General features: G+C 33.3%; 1 protein-coding gene. It reads left to right on the plus strand.

Annotation, left to right across the window (positions count from 1 at the left end; translation table 11 throughout):
• Nucleotides 1–200: 200 nt before the first annotated feature.
• Nucleotides 201–1,038, plus strand: an 838-nt coding sequence (locus tag FTV37_RS17685) for a DNA cytosine methyltransferase (protein WP_180064362.1), incomplete at its 3' end; no start/stop codon positions are given.

Genomic DNA, 1,038 nt, shown 5'->3' on the forward strand with positions numbered 1-1,038 from the left:
GAATTACATATTCAAATGATTAAGTACGCAGATAAACTAAAAACAATTACATCTAAAGAGTTTTGTGAAGAAACAAAACTTCCTATTGGGTATGGCTCTGAATTTAGCAAAATGCGCAATATAACTGAGCGATTAAAAGCTGCTGGTTTAGATGTATCTAAACTTTAAATTTTATTAATATTTTTACAGAAGAGTCTATTTTGAAAGTTTTATCTTTGTTTTCTGGTTGTGGTGGTATGGATCTAGGTTTAGAGGGAGGATTTCTCGCTCATAAATCTTCCATAAATAGTGATATATATGCCTCACATGTTTTAGACCATGATGAAAACTATGTCCACTTAAAGAAAACAGGATTTGAAACTGTTTTTGCCAATGATATTTTGCCATTTGCGAAACTAGCGTGGTGTAATTTCTTCAAAACTAGAGTAAATGAGCCTGAAAATATTTTTCACTTAGAAAGTATTGTCGATGTTGTCAATAATATTGAGAACAAAGAATTTTCATTTCCTAATGATATTGATGTTGTGACTGGTGGATTTCCATGTCAGGACTTTAGCTTTGCAGGTAAAAGAAAAGGGTTTGAATCACATAAAGATCATAATGGAGTCGTTTACAATGAACCGACCGAAGCAACACGTGGTCAATTATATCTGTGGTTAAAAAAAGTGGTTGAGATGACCAAACCTAAAGTCTTTATTGCTGAAAATGTTAAAGGTCTAGTTACCTTAGGAGATGTAAAAGAAATTATCCAAAATGGTTTCCGTAATATTGATGATGGATATGTTGTCTTAGATGCTAAAGTCTTAAATGCTAAGGATTATGGCGTCGCTCAAAATAGAGAGCGAGTTATTTTTATTGGTATTTCTAAACGTCATGCTAACCAACAAGTATTAGAAAGCTTAATGATGTTACAAGACAAATCAGAGGTGTATCCATATCCACCGAAGACACACGGCTTAGAGGATGGATTAAAACCTTATGCTACTTTAAATCAAATTTTAGCACACCTACCAGAACCTGAATTTGCAGAGTCGGACA

The sequence above is a fragment of the Acinetobacter sp. YH16042 genome, assembly GCF_013417245.1.
Lineage (GTDB): Bacteria > Pseudomonadota > Gammaproteobacteria > Pseudomonadales > Moraxellaceae > Acinetobacter > Acinetobacter amyesii.